The sequence below is a fragment of the Psychromonas sp. KJ10-10 genome, from assembly GCF_047323245.1.
Taxonomy (GTDB): Bacteria; Pseudomonadota; Gammaproteobacteria; order Enterobacterales; family Psychromonadaceae; genus Psychromonas.
The window spans coordinates 129353-146054 of the sequence record NZ_CP178826.1; the positions used below are offsets into that span (position 1 = coordinate 129353).

19 protein-coding genes and 3 pseudogenes are annotated in these 16702 nt (G+C 37.8%); 4 read left to right on the plus strand and 18 right to left on the minus strand.

The window, feature by feature from the left end:
• Position 1: 1 nt before the first annotated feature.
• From ACLKMH_RS00770 to ACLKMH_RS00830, 13 genes and pseudogenes are all read right to left on the minus strand, one after another.
• Complete coding sequence (locus ACLKMH_RS00770) at positions 2–1000, minus strand: LacI family DNA-binding transcriptional regulator (protein WP_413700461.1); 999 nt, start codon at positions 998–1000, stop codon at positions 2–4.
• An 83-nt stretch (positions 1001–1083) separates the two neighbouring features.
• Positions 1084–2181: an ABC transporter ATP-binding protein gene (locus ACLKMH_RS00775; RefSeq protein WP_413700462.1), complete on the minus strand. Its 1098-nt coding sequence runs from the start codon at positions 2179–2181 to the stop codon at positions 1084–1086.
• A 2-nt stretch (positions 2182–2183) separates the two neighbouring features.
• Positions 2184–2501 (minus strand): ABC transporter permease subunit, encoded by a 318-nt coding sequence (locus tag ACLKMH_RS00780; RefSeq protein ID WP_413700463.1) that lies wholly within the window; start codon positions 2499–2501, stop codon positions 2184–2186.
• Positions 2464–2718, minus strand: coding sequence for a hypothetical protein (locus ACLKMH_RS00785; RefSeq protein WP_413700464.1), 255 nt, complete (start codon positions 2716–2718; stop codon positions 2464–2466). Before ACLKMH_RS00785 ends, ACLKMH_RS00780 begins: the two co-directional genes overlap by 38 nt.
• 26 nt (positions 2719–2744) lie before the next feature.
• Complete coding sequence (locus ACLKMH_RS00790; RefSeq protein ID WP_413700465.1) at positions 2745–3161, minus strand: hypothetical protein; 417 nt, start codon at positions 3159–3161, stop codon at positions 2745–2747.
• Positions 3155–3451, minus strand: a complete 297-nt coding sequence (locus ACLKMH_RS00795) for a hypothetical protein (RefSeq protein WP_413700466.1) — start codon at positions 3449–3451, stop codon at positions 3155–3157. The genes ACLKMH_RS00790 and ACLKMH_RS00795 overlap by 7 nt, the downstream gene beginning before the upstream one ends.
• Positions 3432–3644 carry a hypothetical protein gene (locus ACLKMH_RS00800; protein WP_413700467.1) on the minus strand — a complete coding sequence of 71 codons (213 nt, stop codon included), beginning with the start codon at positions 3642–3644 and terminating at the stop codon, positions 3432–3434. The genes ACLKMH_RS00795 and ACLKMH_RS00800 overlap by 20 nt, the downstream gene beginning before the upstream one ends.
• Positions 3637–4032, minus strand: coding sequence for a carbohydrate ABC transporter permease (locus ACLKMH_RS00805; RefSeq protein ID WP_413700468.1), 396 nt, complete (start codon positions 4030–4032; stop codon positions 3637–3639). The genes ACLKMH_RS00800 and ACLKMH_RS00805 overlap by 8 nt, the downstream gene beginning before the upstream one ends.
• A 23-nt stretch (positions 4033–4055) precedes the next feature.
• Positions 4056–4589 carry a hypothetical protein gene (locus ACLKMH_RS00810; RefSeq protein WP_413700469.1) on the minus strand — a complete coding sequence of 178 codons (534 nt, stop codon included), beginning with the start codon at positions 4587–4589 and terminating at the stop codon, positions 4056–4058.
• 22 nt (positions 4590–4611) lie between these two features.
• Positions 4612–4911, minus strand: a complete 300-nt coding sequence (locus ACLKMH_RS00815; protein ID WP_413700470.1) for a hypothetical protein — start codon at positions 4909–4911, stop codon at positions 4612–4614.
• Positions 4883–5410, minus strand: coding sequence for an ABC transporter substrate-binding protein (locus ACLKMH_RS00820; RefSeq protein WP_413700471.1), 528 nt, complete (start codon positions 5408–5410; stop codon positions 4883–4885). The genes ACLKMH_RS00815 and ACLKMH_RS00820 overlap by 29 nt, the downstream gene beginning before the upstream one ends.
• Before the next feature lie 352 nt (positions 5411–5762).
• Positions 5763–6780, minus strand: a pseudogene (epd, locus tag ACLKMH_RS00825) (erythrose-4-phosphate dehydrogenase).
• A 79-nt stretch (positions 6781–6859) separates the two neighbouring features.
• The gene (locus ACLKMH_RS00830; RefSeq protein ID WP_413700472.1) at positions 6860–7846 is read right to left on the minus strand and encodes a 2-hydroxyacid dehydrogenase; all 987 of its coding nucleotides are present in this window, start codon (positions 7844–7846) and stop codon (positions 6860–6862) included.
• 256 nt (positions 7847–8102) lie between these two features.
• Here ACLKMH_RS00830 and ACLKMH_RS00835 point away from each other — a divergent pair, with 256 nt between their 5' ends.
• Both ACLKMH_RS00835 and ACLKMH_RS00840 read left to right on the plus strand, forming a co-directional pair.
• Positions 8103–8414: a hypothetical protein gene (locus tag ACLKMH_RS00835; RefSeq protein ID WP_413700473.1), complete on the plus strand. Its 312-nt coding sequence runs from the start codon at positions 8103–8105 to the stop codon at positions 8412–8414.
• A 23-nt stretch (positions 8415–8437) separates the two neighbouring features.
• The gene (locus ACLKMH_RS00840; RefSeq protein WP_413700474.1) at positions 8438–8968 is read left to right on the plus strand and encodes a hypothetical protein; all 531 of its coding nucleotides are present in this window, start codon (positions 8438–8440) and stop codon (positions 8966–8968) included.
• A 13-nt stretch (positions 8969–8981) separates the two neighbouring features.
• On the opposite strand, the gene kduI is transcribed toward ACLKMH_RS00840, so the two are convergent.
• The 5 genes and pseudogenes from kduI to ACLKMH_RS00865 form a co-directional block, all read right to left on the minus strand.
• A complete protein-coding gene (gene kduI / locus ACLKMH_RS00845) occupies positions 8982–9821 on the minus strand; it encodes a 5-dehydro-4-deoxy-D-glucuronate isomerase (protein ID WP_413700475.1) in 840 nt (279 codons plus the stop codon).
• 145 nt (positions 9822–9966) lie between these two features.
• Positions 9967–11509 (minus strand): annotated as a pseudogene (norR, locus tag ACLKMH_RS00850) (nitric oxide reductase transcriptional regulator NorR).
• Between the two features lie 370 nt (positions 11510–11879).
• A pseudogene (locus tag ACLKMH_RS00855) lies at positions 11880–12698 on the minus strand (NnrS family protein).
• Positions 12643–13071, minus strand: a complete 429-nt coding sequence (locus tag ACLKMH_RS00860; protein WP_413700476.1) for an NnrS family protein — start codon at positions 13069–13071, stop codon at positions 12643–12645. The pseudogene ACLKMH_RS00855 and the gene ACLKMH_RS00860 overlap by 56 nt, the downstream one beginning before the upstream one ends.
• 54 nt (positions 13072–13125) lie before the next feature.
• Positions 13126–13563: an RrF2 family transcriptional regulator gene (locus tag ACLKMH_RS00865; RefSeq protein WP_413700477.1), complete on the minus strand. Its 438-nt coding sequence runs from the start codon at positions 13561–13563 to the stop codon at positions 13126–13128.
• 284 nt (positions 13564–13847) lie between these two features.
• Between ACLKMH_RS00865 and ACLKMH_RS00870 the strand changes: the two genes are divergently transcribed.
• Together ACLKMH_RS00870 and ACLKMH_RS00875 are read left to right on the plus strand one after the other, a co-directional pair.
• Complete coding sequence (locus ACLKMH_RS00870) at positions 13848–16136, plus strand: nitric-oxide reductase large subunit (RefSeq protein ID WP_413700478.1); 2289 nt, start codon at positions 13848–13850, stop codon at positions 16134–16136.
• Between the two features lie 141 nt (positions 16137–16277).
• Positions 16278–16667 carry a SirB2 family protein gene (locus ACLKMH_RS00875; protein WP_413700479.1) on the plus strand — a complete coding sequence of 130 codons (390 nt, stop codon included), beginning with the start codon at positions 16278–16280 and terminating at the stop codon, positions 16665–16667.
• Positions 16668–16702: the final 35 nt, after the last annotated feature.

The following is a 16702-nucleotide window of genomic DNA, read 5'->3' on the forward strand; positions in this document are numbered from 1 at the left end:
TTTAACGTACTGCTACATTAGCATCAGATTGGCGCACAATAATTTCCGTTGAGTACCAATTGTGAATTTTAAATTGTTTATTTTCGAGTTTATTAAGCATCAATTTAGCCATTTCTTCACCCACAGCTAATGTGTCATATTTGATGGTCGTAATCGAAGGTTTACTATAGATACTATGCTCATAGTCTCCATATCCCGCTATAGCAACATCCACTCCAGGTGCATAACCTAGTTCTTCACAGGCAGAAATAGTCCCTAGCGCCATATTGTCATCGGCACATAATATTGAAGTAGGCCGATGGGCTAAAGCCATCAAAGATTTTGTCATCTTCATCGCGCCACTTTCATTCAGCTCTGCATTTAATAACCAGTGCGCATCTATTTCTAAATCCGCTTCCTTCATTGCCTTCAAATAACCCTGTTGACGTGCTTGAGATAAAGTCAGGTTACTCGGTGCATCAAGAAAAGCAATTCGCACGTGCCCCTGTTCAATTTGCCTTTTAGTAAGCAGATAAAAAGCCTGTTCATTATCAACATCAACAAAACTATCCGCTTCATATCCCTGTTCAAAGCCATAACATACATATGGAAAGTGATGTTTTTTTAACAAACAAATACGTTCATCGTTTATACGTGTACGTACAATAAATAGCCCATCAACCAGACCACTAGTGATGAAATCAAAATAAACCTGCTGTTCATCCTGTAACGCTGAAACAGTAGTAACAATCAGTTGGTAATCAAATTTAGCAAGCATATTAGATACACCGGCCAACACCTTAGAAAAAGCAGAGGAAACAAATAGTTGATTGCTCGAGGGGAGAATAATGCCAATATTACGAGATTTACCAGATGCTAATCGCTTAGCAGTTGCATTAGGCTTATAGCCCATTTCTTGGGCGCCATTGATGACTTTCTTACGGGTTTCTTCGTTCACATCGGCATAACCATTAAGCGCCCTAGAAACCGTTGATTTTGATAAGCCTAAAGAAGCAAGCAAGTTTTTTAATCGACATCAGTTACCTTAACAATCGCGATTAATCGCGTCAGTTTTTAATTTGAATATTCCCTCACTGTCAAACCTTAAAGACGTTGCTCAGTCTGTTGATCAAAAATCAATATGCGGGAAAGCTCAACTAATAAATCCATTTTATCACCACGCTTTATCTCTGAACGTAGGTCTAATCTTGCTTTTATCGTGGTTCCCCCTATGTTGAATAAAACTTCTTTATCAAACCCCATCGGTTCAATTAAATCAATATTAACACCATTAAAGTTAAAGGTTGCATCGGTTTCAGCAAAATAGTTTTTATCATTAAAAAAGTCTGGGCGAATGCCTATTTTGACGGCAATACCAGATGCGGGAATTGTTTTTTGATAATTAACCGCTGATAATTTTTCACGTGGTAAACGATAATCAGCAACCTGTAGATAATCATTAAACAAAATACCTTCGACAATATTCATTGAGGGTGAGCCAATAAATTGTGCGACAAAAATATTCACAGGATCCAGGTAAATTTCCATTGGTGTACCTGCCTGCGCGATATAACCATTATGAAGCACCACTACTTTATCGGCTAAGGTCATCGCTTCCACTTGGTCATGAGTAACATAGACACTAGTACGGCCAAATTTATTGTGTATTTTACCTATTTCTGTGCGCATGTGTGCACGTAACTTTGCATCGAGGTTGGATAATGGCTCATCAAAAAGAAACACATCAGCATCTCGAATAATGGCACGTCCCATCGCTACACGCTGGCGTTGACCACCCGATAAATCTGCTGGTTTTCTATCTAATAATTCGTCAAGTTGAAGCATTTCTGATACTTCAGCAAGACGTCGCTGTAATTCAGCTTCTTCAACTTTTAAACGACGTAATGCAAAAACAATATTTTCTCTGACTGACTTATGTGGATAAAGCGCATAGTTTTGAAATACCATGGCAATATTACGATGCTGTGGTTCAATATCATTTACCACCCGATCGCCAATAACAATATCACCCATAGTCGCTTGCTCAAGTCCTGCAATCATTCTTAAAGTGGTGGATTTACCACAGCCAGAGGGCCCAACCAATACCACGAACTCACCGTCGTTAATATCTAAATCAATACCTTTAACAACTTCAGTTTGACCGTAATTTTTAATAATATTTTTTAATTTTATAGAAGCCATTATTAACCCTTAACGCCACCGTCTGTTTTCCCGTCTTTCATAAAACGAGATGCAAATAGGAAACAAATGACAATAGGTGCAAGTGTCAGCATTGACGCCGCCATAATGCGATCCCAAATGGCATTTTTCGAAACAAATAACTCTTGAAGTGCAAGTGGTAAAGTATGGAACTCGGGATACTGTTTGAGGAACACAGAAGCAAACAGATACTCATTCCAACCAATAATGAAACAATAAATAAAAACCGTTGCAAGCATGGGCAAAGATAAAGGCAATACCACTTTAATAATTGCCTCCTGACGAGAACAACCATCCATCATAGCAGCCTTCTTCCAAGGCAAAAGGAATTCCCCTAAAGTAATTTCCAAGCATATACATACCAACGGGGAGAGTTTGCACAATATAAATAACAAACAAACAAAATACACTTCCCCACATAGTAGAAGCCAAGCCTAAATTCATCGCCATTTGATACAGAGGCACCATCAATAATACCCCGCCAACCATGTACACAAACAGCACGGAGCGTTGTATCACCACCTGTCCTTTAAAGCGCAATCGACTTATCGAATAGGCGCCCATAATGGCAAAAACAAGTGAAATAGCAGTACCGCTCCAACAGAGAGAATAATGCTATTTAACATATATTTACCAAAGGGAAATAAATTATCATTGGAAACAAATTTGGCAAGAATAGCATCCTTTTTATCTTGCGGTAACTTAGGGTTATCTAATATTTTTTGAATAGCAACTGGTATTTCGACTTTTTTAGCCTCAGTCAGCCCCAATAATTCCTTATAAGCATCTAGGTTAATAGCCTGCGGTATCAAGGAAGGGTTACCCCAGTCAAATTGATGCTTGAGCGAAGTTGAAATAATTTGTGCGAAGGGCAATAAACTAAAACAAACCAATAATGCCACGGCAATAAAAAAGCAATGCGCCCTTTTAAGGTACGTTTTTCTAACATATTCAATCACCACTTCATTATTTTTTTAATATAGAACCAAATAAAGACACACAACACAGCAAGTTGAATAACTGATGTTGCATACGCTAAACCTTGGTCAATAACGCCAGTAAAGGCTTGGTAATAGGTAAAAATAGGTAAGGTTTCTACATTCGGAGCAAGCAGATAAACATCTTCAAAACGGTTTAAATTCCAAATTAAACGCAATAATACAACTGTCGCTAAAACGAAATGTAACTCCGGCAAGGTAACATGAAAAAATCGACCTATCGGCCCATAACCATCAATAGAAGCAGACTTCATATTGGTCACGAGAAATAGACACTAGCTTGGATAAAATCAACATATAAGCAATAGGCGCATGCTTCCAAATATCAAACAAGATCACCACACCTAATGCCGAATCTGGGTCACCAATCAAATTGGCTCTTTCACTCCAAATATGAAACACATCCACCAGCAAATAATTCACTACGCCAGAAATAGGATCAAACAAAAACTGCCAACCAAAAACAACTGAAATTACCGGTGCCACATAGGGAAGCATAATAGCAGGCATTAACCAGCCCACGACCTTTAAAAGGGTCACGCAGTAACAACGCCATAGCCAAACCAAGTACCGTTGTGCCTACAACCGTGCCTATTAAATACAGCGCGGTTGTCCACATAGCAAGATAATAATCTGGGTTAGATAATAATTTGCTATAGTTATCAAAACCCACAAATAACTTGTCGCCATTTAACTGAACATCAAAAAAACTCAGATAAACGTTATAAATTAACGGATATAAAATCAGTAAGCTAAGGATCACAATGGTTGGTGCAACAAGCTTCCAACCAAATCGAGCTTCAGCTCTTTCTAATGGCGACTGTAATGACGGCATAGGCATCCCTTGTATATGTGTTACTACTCAGCAATCACTTGTTGCATTTGTTGCTCAGCCCAATCAAGAGACTCTTTTGTGCCTTTGTTTTCAATTGTTGCACTATAAATCATGCGCGGGATAATTTGTTTTGCAAAAATTTCGCCTGATTTAGGAAAAGCTTTACCATCAACAACCGAGAAGTTTTTAATATTTTCGAAACCAGCAATAATTTCTTTAATGGATTCTTTACCGTATTGAGCAAAAATACCCTTGGGATCATTTAAAAACTCATCGGTTTCAGCAGTGTCTCTCAACATTGGTAAATGCCCACCAACAGCCATGTGAGAATAAGCAACCACTTGGTCTTTTTCATTCATATATTCAATGAATTTTTTAGTTGCTTCTAATTCGTCTTTATCTGAATTTTTCATAATAGAAAAACCAACTAAAGTGCCAAAGGAAGAAGCCTGTTTGTTAGTGATAGTAGTAGCAAGACGAGTATTCTTAGCTAAATCAGGATCAAAGGCAAGACCTTTCAAATTAGCAAAGTTTTCTGTACCTAATGAACTAGTCATAGCTTCCGCTAAAGCAATATCATCAAGAATATAAGAAGAATAGAAGAAACATGGCTAACTTACCTTGCAGATAATAATCACGAGCACGCCAAGTTTGTGGCCCAGGAGGATTGTATTGCGCTAGGTTTTTGTAGAAATCTAATACCTCAACTTGACCAGCAGAGTTGAAAATTAAATTGCCATCTTTATCAAATTGTCCCGCGCTATTAGATAATGCAAACTGCGTATAACATTGCTCTGCATAACTATCTGCTTTAGTCCCTAGCAAAATACCATATTGGTTATCTTCTGGTTTATAAAAATATTTTGCGGCCTTTTTCAATCGCTTCCCAAGTCGTTGGTGGATTTAGGCCTGCTTCTTTGAACCAATCTGCTCGATACCAAATGCCCTGCACCCAACCATGATAAGGCACTGACACATACTTTTTCTCTTGAGGGTTTTCAACTAATGTTAAGGCACCTTTATAAAAACGAGATTTACCAATATTATTAACCACGGCAGTATTCGCATCAGCATCTACAATGCCCTCTTCAGCAAAAGCTAAAGACAGGTTAGAACTTACTTCAATCATATCAGGCAAGGTATTTGATGCGAGACAGTGTACCGCAATTTGCTTAGCCATATCATTTTCATCAACACCAATAATTTTTACATCGATACCAGGATTTAATGCCGAGAATACTTCCGCCATCACACCGATTGTTTGCAGACGATCTGATTGAGTTTGAACTGTCCAATATTCAACAGTGGTTGCATTAACCATGCTAGACATCGATAAACCCGCGACAACAAGGCCTATTGTTAGTGTATTGAGTTTCATTGTTATCTCCAATTTAGTAAAAATGGTTAAATATGATGAAAGCAGAAAAACCGATTTTGTTTTTCTATCACAAAAATGACATTTCAATACTCTCGCCATTACTTTGTTGACAAAAAAGATAATATATAGATTTTAAAGCCTATTTATTAAGCAAAATTTCAGTTATTACAATACAAAACCGGTTTTGTTTTTAATGTGATAAAAGTCTATTTTTTGATAATTATCAAAAAACAGGTGTAATTAAGGAATAAGAGTAAAGACTAAAATACAGGTTAAAATGAAGATTAAGGTTTGAATTAAGTGGCTTAATGAGTGCACATTAACATTACACTCATTGATATTTTAGTGGGTTTTATTTACTCAGAGTTACCACATGATAACTGGTATCTAAAAGACGATGTGCAAATGCCCACTCGTTATCACACCATACAAGGAGTTTAACTAAATGACCGTCACTTACGCGAGTTTGTGTGCCATCAATAATGCAAGAACGAGGATCATGGTTGAAGTCGATTGAAACTAATGGTGCTTCGGTGTACCCCATAATGCCCTTCAAAAAAGTTTGTGAACCAGTTAATAAACACTGATTAATATCTTCTATAGTGACATCCTTGCTAACCGTAATACTTAAATCCATCGCTGTAACATTAATGGTGGGTACGCGCACCGCAATGGCTTCAAATTTATCGGCAAATTTAGGTAAAATTCGTTCGATACCTGCCGCTAATTTAGTATCCACAGGAATAATTGATTGGCTGGCAGCACGGGTTCGTCTTAAATCATCATGGTAAGCATCAATAACGGGCTGATCATTCATTGCCGAATGAATTGTTGTGATGGTGCCACATTTAATCGAAAAGCTTTTATCAAGCGTATCAATCACTGGCACAATACAATTTGTTGTACAGGAAGCTCCTGAAAGGTAGGTTTCTTGCCCAGTAAGCTGTTGATGATTTATGCCATAAACTACAGTTGCATCTACATCAGAATTAGCAGGATGAGAAAATATGACCTTTTTAGCACCAGCTAAAAGGTGTACATCCGCATCAGCTTTAGAGCCATAAATACCGGTGCAATCAATGACGATATCAATATCATACTGCTTCCAAGGTAAATCAGCTAACTCAGAGAAACGGACCAAATCTATACTGTCATTTTTAATGTTTAACGTATTACCTTGCAATTCAACGGTAAAGGGAAAACGACCATGAGTGGAATCATACTGTGTTAAATGCGCAATAGCGACTTGTTTCTGCCAGTTCATTAATGACAACAATTTTAATTTCTTCTTCACGGTTACTTTCATATAAAGCGCGCAACACGCTTCGTCCTATTCGTCCGTATCCATTGATAGCAACTCTAATTGACATAATTACGATTTCTTACCTAATAAAAAAATGAGCATTATTGTAAATGACATTGCTCGATAAGCGAATAATTAAGTCGAAATTAACCTATTTTTAATACATCACGGTTAAAACAGTTTTTACTAAAATCCTGCTGTAGCGCATTTATCATGTTATCCACCGCACAATTAGCCATTGCTAATCGCGTTTCTGCTGTCGCCGAACCTATATGAGGGAAGATAACAGCATTATCCATAGTACATAGAGGCGAAGAAGCAGGCAAAGGCTCGACTTCAAAAACATCTAACCCAGCACCGCGAATGACTTTATTGTTTAATGCATTTATCAAGGCTTTTTCATCAATAACTTTACCACGTGAGCCATTAATAAAAATAGCGTCAGGTTTCATCAATTTAAATTGCTCTTCGCTAATGAGTTTTTCGGTATCAGCGCTTAGGGGAACCACCACACAAATAAAGTCACTGCTTTTAAGCAATTCATCAAGCGTCAGTCTTTTTGCGTTAAGGGTATTTTCAGCCTCTTGATTGGCACTGCGATTATAATAATTAACTTGCATATCAAAACCATGAAAAGCGCGTTTAGCTACGGCATAACCAATACGCCCCATTCCTACTATACCTAATGTTTTGCCATGCACATTTACGCCAAAATATTCGCTAGTTATAGAATTTTTCCAATGCCCATTTCTAACCATATTAGATAGCTCAACTGCGCGCCGAGCCGCACACAATAATAATGTAAACAGTGTATCGGCTGTGGTTTCTGTTAATACATTAGGGGTATGCATTAATGCTATTTTATTCTGATTAATGTAATCAATATCAAATTGATCAACCCCAACTGAAATAGTCGATAAGACCTTCACATTAGGCGCTAATTTTAGCAATTCAGCGGGCATCGACATACTTGCACCTATTAGCCCATCAGCATTTTTCAAGGCTTCAATAAATGCTTCCCGATTATTTTCATTAACCACGGGGAAGTAGCTCAGATCAAAATGAGTTTTCAGCTTTATTAAGGCCTGTTGTTCAATTTCTTTATATAAAACAACTTTCTGTTTAGCTTTCATTTAAGACTCTCCATTAAAACCTATGCATATTTACTTTGACTCATGACTCTCATTATTAATTTTAAATAATTTTGTCACTCTCAACTTTCAATTTACTCAACCTATTTTATAAACCGTCGGGGTGATCACAACATACAATAATTATTATCATAACAGGGTGAAAATTGAATTATCGGCTAAAAAAATTGATTCTTAGCTAAACTTAAAATTCAACATTTTTCATATTTACTCAAATATCAGGAGGAAATAAATTATAGTGCGAGCCAAAATTATCACTTTCATTTTATTTCTATTACCCTTATTTACCAATGCCACAGATGTCATTAGGTACAATCCCCCTCATTCTCAATTAGATCTTCGTAATAACTATCCATTACTCGTTCTTACCGCTGTATTAGAAGCAACACGCGAAGAATATGGTGATTATAGAATTGAATATTCACCGGTTTTATTAAGACGTGAGCGTGCTTTACAGGAACTACACAGAGGCAAGCTCATTAATATTTATGCGACTCCAGTTCAAAAGAATGGGAAAAAAGCATTAAACCTATCTATTTTCCCATTTTAAGAGGCTTATTAAGTTATCGTCGTTTGTTAATCAATAAAACAGATGCCAAAAAATTCGCAGATTTACAATCAGTCGAACAATTAAAAACATTAAAAGCAGGTCTAGGGCTTCAATGGAGTACCACTAAAACATTAAACTCAGAGGAGTTTAATGTGGTTACTAGTAACTCCTATGAAGGGTTATTTTTCATGTTACATCGTCAACGATTCGATTACATCATCAGAGGTATTAATGAAATTTATTATGAATTTGAAGAAAGAACTAAAAAATTTCCTCAAATGATCATTGAAGAAAGCAAGGTATTACACCTTCCTTTGCCCGTCTTCTTGTTTGTTTCTCCCAATGAGCCCAGATTACATACGCGTATTGAAAAAGGGCTTTGGACTATCCACAACAATGGCACTTTCGATGAAATATTTCATCGTTTCCATGAAAGCTCAATTATCCAATCAGATATAAAAAACAAAACAGTATTTGAAATAGAAAGTAATCAAATTATCCCTCATCCTATTTATCAAAATTCTGAGTTATGGTTTGACCCCTTAGATTATTAGCCTCCTTAAATTTTTATCGAATGCTGTTCATATCTACAAAATCCATATCATCAAAGGTTTGATTTTCGCCTAACATTCCCCAAATAAAACTATAATTTTGTGTGCCACAACCAGAATGAATAGACCAACTTGGTGAGAGTACTAACTGCTTGTCACGCACAATAATATGGCGTGTTTCACTTGGTTCGCCCATAAAATGAAAAACAACTTGAGCAGGCTTAATATTAAAATAAAGATAAGCTTCCATTCTTCTTTCGTGGGTATGCGCAGGCATAGTATTCCAAACACTGCCGGGCTGTAAGTGAGTAATGCCCATACACAGCTGACAGGTTGGCAATACATCAGGATGCAAATATTGGTTAATCACACGTGCATTGGCATTTTCTAACGAGCCAAGTTCAACTTTCTTCGCATCATCTTGAATAATAATTCTTGAGGGATATTGATGATGCGCTGGCGCACTTAAACAATAAAATATGGCCGGATTATCAATATCTAATGATTCAAACTCAATCTCTTGTTCGTCTTTGCCTAAATACAAAGCATCTAAATGCGCTATTTGGTAAGTACTTCCTTTACAACGAACTTCTGCTTTACCGCCTAAATTAACGATGCCTAATTCGCGACGTTGTAAAAAATAGTCTGTGCCAAAGGCTTTTTTATCGACAAATTCATCGAGTTTCAATGGTTTGCTAGTCGGGCAAATACCAACAGCAACAACACGATCAATATGGCTATAAACCATATTTACACTATCAGCAATAAACAGCTCTTCAGATAAAAATTCATCACGTAAACGCTGGGTATCATAGGATTTGGCATCGACGGGATTGCTATTATAATTAATAAACATGCTCAGTACTCTTAGTTAAAATATCAATACTGATATATTCAACCTTCACTGTGCACATTTATAGGTATATTTACCTGTTTGTGATTTTACTCATAATTTTTTTGAAACAGCGTTTATTTTTTGTGATTAACGCCTTAAGCCAAACCTATTTTAAATTCAATCTTTTTGCTAAACGATGCAAATTACCCGTGTCGACCTTGAGTTTCCTTGCCGTAGATGCCCAGTTATTATCATTCTCTTGATAGGCCTGTTTAATCACAGAAGCTTGAAAATCACAGGTTGCTTCACGAAGCCCTATCATAGCAACCTTCTTAGATTCAAAATTTAAACCTGTCTCTGATGTTTTATTGGTCGTCAAAAGATGCTCGGCAATAAATTCAAAATGATTAACTTGCAACTGTAAATGTGAACCCGTGGCTTGAGATTTTGCAATAACAGCGGCGCGGTTAATGGCATGTTCTAATTCACGCACATTACCTGGCCAGGAATAATTCTGGATCAGTTTCATAGTAGCGGGGGCAATGGTTAAATGACTTAGCGCTAATTTTGCTCTGCATCGTTCTGCAAAAAAACCACACAAAAGTACCACATCATTTTCTCGCTCTCTAAGAGGAGGCACATAAACCGGAAACACATTTAAGCGGTGATAAAGATCTGCACGAAAACGTCCTGCTTTTACTTCTTCATGCAAAGTACGATTAGTAGCGGCAACAATACGCGTATTAACCTTAAGACTTTTTTCATCACCTACTCGTTGAATATCGCCATATTGTAAAGCACGTAACAATTTAGCCTGTAGAGCAAGTGGCGGTTCGCCCACCTCATCTAGAAATAGCGTACTATTATTAGCGAGCTCAAACTTACCTTTACGATCACTTATCGCCCCAGTGAATGCACCTTTAACATGGCCAAATAATTCACTTTCAGCCACCGACTCTGGTAATGCTGCACAATTCAAATAAACCAGCGTATTATCACAACGCCGAGACAATTTATGCAACGAAGAGGCTACGAGTTCCTTGCCGACGCCAGTTTCTCCTGTCACCAATACAGACAACTCAGTGTCCGCCACTGCTTTTATTTGTGCCTGGAGATCTAACATCACAGGAGAATGGCCAATCATTTCTGCAGGTTGAGGCAAAAAAACATTTTGCACATCATTACTAAAGAAACCACTTTGATTTTCCAGTTTTTCCATTAATAAAGAAGTGTGCAAACTGGCGAGCAGCAAGCGCGCTAATAATACGTAAATCATCATTAGAAAAAGCACCGAATTGCTGTGGTTCAAAGGCATCAATAGTTAAGGCACCAATAAGGTGATCATTTGCAAACAGTGGCAAACCAATACAGGAATGCACATTTAATTCATCTTCATGATTAGGAATAAGACCATCGTAGGGGTCCGGTAACTGACTATCTGCAGGGAAACGCACAATATCTCCCGCCCTTGCAATCGCTTCTAATCTTGGGTGCTCTTGAATATTAAAACGTCTTCCTAATACCTCATCATAAAGACCATTAATCGCCAGTGGTGAAAACTGTTGATTCTGAAAAGCTAACAATGCTGAAGCATCACAATTAAACAGTTTACGAATAATTAAAAGCAGACGATCAAAACGATCTTGCCCCGTCACACTAGTGGTTAAATCAATGGCCAGTTGCGTTAATGCATGGTGCTTATTTTCCAATTTAATACCTACCTCTTTGGGATTTATACAGTCATTATGACAGTGCCAAAACAAACAACAAAGAAATTCAATCAAAAGCATTATTTAATGCAAAAACAGCCCTCTGAAAAACCAGAGCATGATGTTCTAGTTTTTTATGCGCACAAACAAAAAATCCAGTAGCAATTGACTTAGCGACTGGATTTTTGAGATGTTTCTTATAACAACAAGTTACTCTTCTTCTTGTTTAGTTTCTTCTTTATCTTCGTGGCTAGTACCACCACATTGTCCACAACAGCTCATAATATTCTCCGTTTCGTTAAGATGTTTAAACTTTATTAAAGATGCATTTTATATGCAACTTTAAATCGCATTACTTTGTTGATACAAATCAACGAAAACGAGGTTTAGTTAAAATAGGCAAGTACAGCACTACAAAGCAACCATAAGCAATCGCCCAAAAACCGACAGCAGAGGCAATTACTTGAGTATAATTAGTGATAAAATAACTACCAAAAACACGAGCCAAAAAGGCTAAAATGATGGCTATAAAAGCAATCGTCATTACTTTACCTACAACTATATTTCTGCCTGTGTGCCCTAATGAAACACGCGAAATCATCGATAAAATCATAACCCCCATTGCGCCAACCGTTAATGCATGAATCGCCTGTGAGTGAGTTACCATAGTAGTGATCTCTGATAAACCAAGCATCAGAAGCCCAACCGAAATACACCAATAACTAATATGCAACGACCAAACTAAAGGGGTTTTAAAAGTCACCCAAATCTTCCAACGATAGGCACGAAAAGCATTTGCAATTGCGACAACAAAAAGATCAATGCAGTCACAATACTTGGTAAACTGACCACATTAAAAGTCGTTAATACCGCCAATAACGTGCTCACCATGGCTAATTTTTCTAACCAAGGAAGTGCATTAGTTCTCGCTGTTTTAGTCCCGTTTGCAGTAAACATCGGAAACACTCTCCCCCATAATGCACATCACCAAAGTCACCAATAACACCATGGTTGTGCTTGCGCTATTCATTAATACATAGTCCTGAGCGGAAACTGCATAATGCATCGTCGTATTCACTAAGCTCATCAGCAACAAAATGGGAATAAACATTAAGTTTCGCCATTGTTTCACTTTAAAAATCGGATAAGCCAAACACAATGCTGATACAGGTAAAAATGCAATATCCACACTGGCGATCAACCAATGAGGGAGAACGGTTGGAAAGAAAAACAATACCCGTGCAATCAGCCAAATAGCAACTAATGCTCGCTAAGCCTTTCCCATTCACGCTACGCACTTTTGTCCAATTTTGTACCGCAGTTAATAAAAAACCAACAATAATAGTCGCCGTAAAACCAAATAGCATTTCATGCATATGCCACCATAAGCTACCACCATAAAGGTTAAGCGAAATCGAACCCGTTAATGCACTGTTCCAAATCAGCAAACTAATAATGCTAAATAAAGAAGCAAGCAAAAAAAGAGGACGGAAGGCAAATTCCAGAAAAGCAATTTCAGGCTTAATAGGGCCATTACTTTTGGCATTGGAAATATTGATCATAATAAATCCTCAAATATTAAATAAATAAAAAATAAGGTATTGATTACTTAAGACTTAAGCATCAGTTACCAAAATCTCAGTCAAGGAATGTTGAGCACTTGCGCCTGAAATATCCTGTAACGTATATTTATCTAATACCTTAAAGAAAGTTTCCTGGGCTTCTGCAAATATCCCTTTTAGTTGACAGCCTGGTGTGATCACACATTGATTGTTATCACCAAAGCACTCAACTAATTTTTTATCTTCAATTTCACGCACCAATTCACCAATATTAATATCACTCGGTAAACGATTAAGTTTGATACCCCCATTCTTACCTCTGATCGCAAGCAAATAACCTTTCACGTTTAACTGTTGCACAATCTTCATTAAATGATTTTTAGAAATAGCATAACTGAGCGCGATTTCATTAATGGTGCTTAAACGATCTTGATTAACCGCTAGATACATTAATACGCGTAAAGAGTAATCGGTATAACGAGTAATATGCATTTTTCCAACCTTGAATTGACTGATTCTTTAAAGATGCATTTATATTACATCTTTTAAATTTTATGTAAATACTTTCATTCTTAATTAGTAGATATAGTAGATAACTAATAATTGTCATTATGACAATTACAGTCTTAATGACAATCATAATGAATGTCTTTATGACAATATTGATATAACAAAAATAACAATAACCATTTAAAAACAATGAATTATAGATTTGGCATAGATAGTGCTATTCATCCAGAGTTACCCCTCTCAAACAATTTATTAAAGAGAATATTATGAACAGAAATAAACTCACGGTGATTGCATTGCTAACAGTGCTAATTGCATCCTTCACGGTATTGCTCAGTGTCGGTAGCGATATCTACCGCGAAAAGCCACCTATTCCTAATGCCTATGTTGACAATGCAGGGCAAACATTATTTAGCCAAAACGATGTTGAACAAGGGCAGTTAGTATGGCGTTCAATGGGTGGTCATCAACTTGGATCGATTTGGGGGCACGGCTCATATGTAGCACCCGATTGGACAGCAGATTGGTTGCATCGCGAAGCACAGGCTTGGTTAAACATCACTGCATTACAGCAATATCAAACACCTTTTATTGAGTTATCAAGCGATCTCCAAGCGAGCTTAGAAGATAAATTACGTAAAGATATGCGTCACAATACAGTGATTGAGCAAGCTAATGGTATTACTGAAGTTCGTCTTTCAGCGACACGAGTTGCATCTATTAAAGAAGTAACTCAGCACTACTTATCTTTATTTGGTAGCGATCCTGAGCTTTCTCACTTAAGAGAACAATATGCCATGAAAGAAGGCACCGTTGCTTCTCTTGAGCACCGTGAAAAATTAAATGCATTTTTATTCTGGGGAGCATGGGCAGCAATAACAGAACGCCCAAATGAAGCATACACCTACACCAACAACTGGCCCTTTGATCCACAGTTAGGTAACACCCCAACGTCAAGTAATGTTTTCTGGTCAATCATGAGTTTTGTTACTTTGATTGCAGGTGTGGGGGCATTAATTTGGCACCACGCAACCTGCAAACATGAATCATTGCCAAAGCCAGTCGCGAATGATCCGTTATTCCTGACTAAACCCACTAAATCACAAAAAGCAGTGGCAAAATATTTTATTACAGCCATTGGTTTGTTCCTTTTCCAAATCATACTCGGCGGCATCACTGCCCATTATGCCGTTGAAGGGCAAGACTTTTATGGCATACCACTGTCAGAAATCTTACCTTACTCAGTTACCCGCACTTGGCATACACAGCTTGCGGTATTCTGGATAGCAACGGCATGGTTAGGCACTGGGTTATATATTGCACCTGCTTTATCTGGGCATGAACCTAAATTCCAACGCCTTGGTGTTAATGTGCTTTGGGTGGCTTTATTAATTGTTGTTATTGGTTCAATGGCCGGTGAATGGCTTGGTGTACAACAGTATTTTGATCTCGACATGAACTTCCTATTCGGACATCAAGGTTACGAATACATCGACCTTGGTCGTGTTTGGCAACTATTATTACTTGTTGGGTTACTTATTTGGTTAGTGCTAGTAACAGCCGCTATTCGTCCAGCTCTTAAAAAGAAAAGTGAAATGGGCCCAGTAATTTGGGTGTTATATGCTTCATGTATTGCGATCGGCTTATTCTATGGCGCTGGTCTATTCATGGGTAAACACACCAACCTAGCCATTGCTGAATACTGGCGCTGGTGGGTAGTACATTTATGGGTAGAAGGATTCTTCGAAACCTTTGCAACTTCAGTTATCGCATTAATGTTGGTTCGTCTTGGGCTTATCCGCGCACGCAGTGCTAACGCGACCGTGCTCTTTACCACTGTGGTGTTCTTAACTGGTGGCTTAATCGGCACATTGCATCACTTATATTTCACCGGTGTACCAACCTCAGTTATCGCTTGGGGTGCTATATTCTCTGCGCTAGAAGTTGCACCGCTGGCATTAATTGGCTTTGAAGCAGTTGAAAGCTACCGTATGCGTGGCGTCGCACCTTGGATGATCCGTTACAAATGGGCGATCATGTTCTTTGTGGCGACTGCATTCTGGAATTTAGTAGGTGCAGGCGTGCTAGGATTCCTTATCAATCCGCCTATTGCGTTATACTTTATTCAAGGTTTAAACACTACAGCAACCCACGCACATGCGGCCTTTATGGGCGTGTACGGCATGTTAGGTATAGGCTTGATGTTGTTCTGTGTACGAGGCTTAACCGGCAACTTAGAATGGAACAATAAATACCTAAAAGGGGCATTCTGGACTCTTAACATTGGTTTGGTCGCTATGGTGTTTATGTCATTATTACCTGTTGGTTTGATTCAGTTCTTCGCAGTACTCGATAACGGTTACTGGTATGCACGTTCGCCAGCGGTTATTCACAGCTCCATCGTTGAAACCTTAGTTTGGATGCGTGTTCCTGGTGATGTGTTATTTGGAATCGGTGGATTATTATTGGGGCTATTCTTATTAGATTTACTGAAAAAAGCTCTCACTAGCAAACCCGCACTTGAAACAGCAAGCGAATTAAACGCAAACGCTTAACTGTTACTATTAACGGCGCCTTTCTAGGCGCCTAATTTACCCCATGATTTTTATAGCTGTGTTTACAGTTATAATTAACCATTACAATTCCTCTTTAAATCACTTATCCTAACCCCTCTAAACTTAATCAGGACATCTTCAATGGATTATTTATTCATAAAAAACATGCATATCGGTATGGCTTACCTAAGTATCACCCTATTTATATTTCGCTCAGTATTATCTGTCAGTGGTTCGTCGTTATTGCAACACAAGTTGTTAAAAATCCTTCAACATATCATCGATACCTTACTACTGATTTTTGCCATTTTATTAACCATCATCATTCAACAATACCCCTTTGTTAACGGTTGGCTAACGGCCAAACTCATCGCACTATTTGCCTATATTATTGTTGGTACCATTGCCATTAAACGAGGCAAAACAGCCGTGATCCGTTTTTGGGCAAGTATTTTTGCTATTGCTATTTTTGCTTATATTTATGGCGCGACCAAAGCCCACCACGCACTTTCATGGTTGGCGATAATGTAAATGAGTTTTAATTAATCGACTTCTATTGATTATTC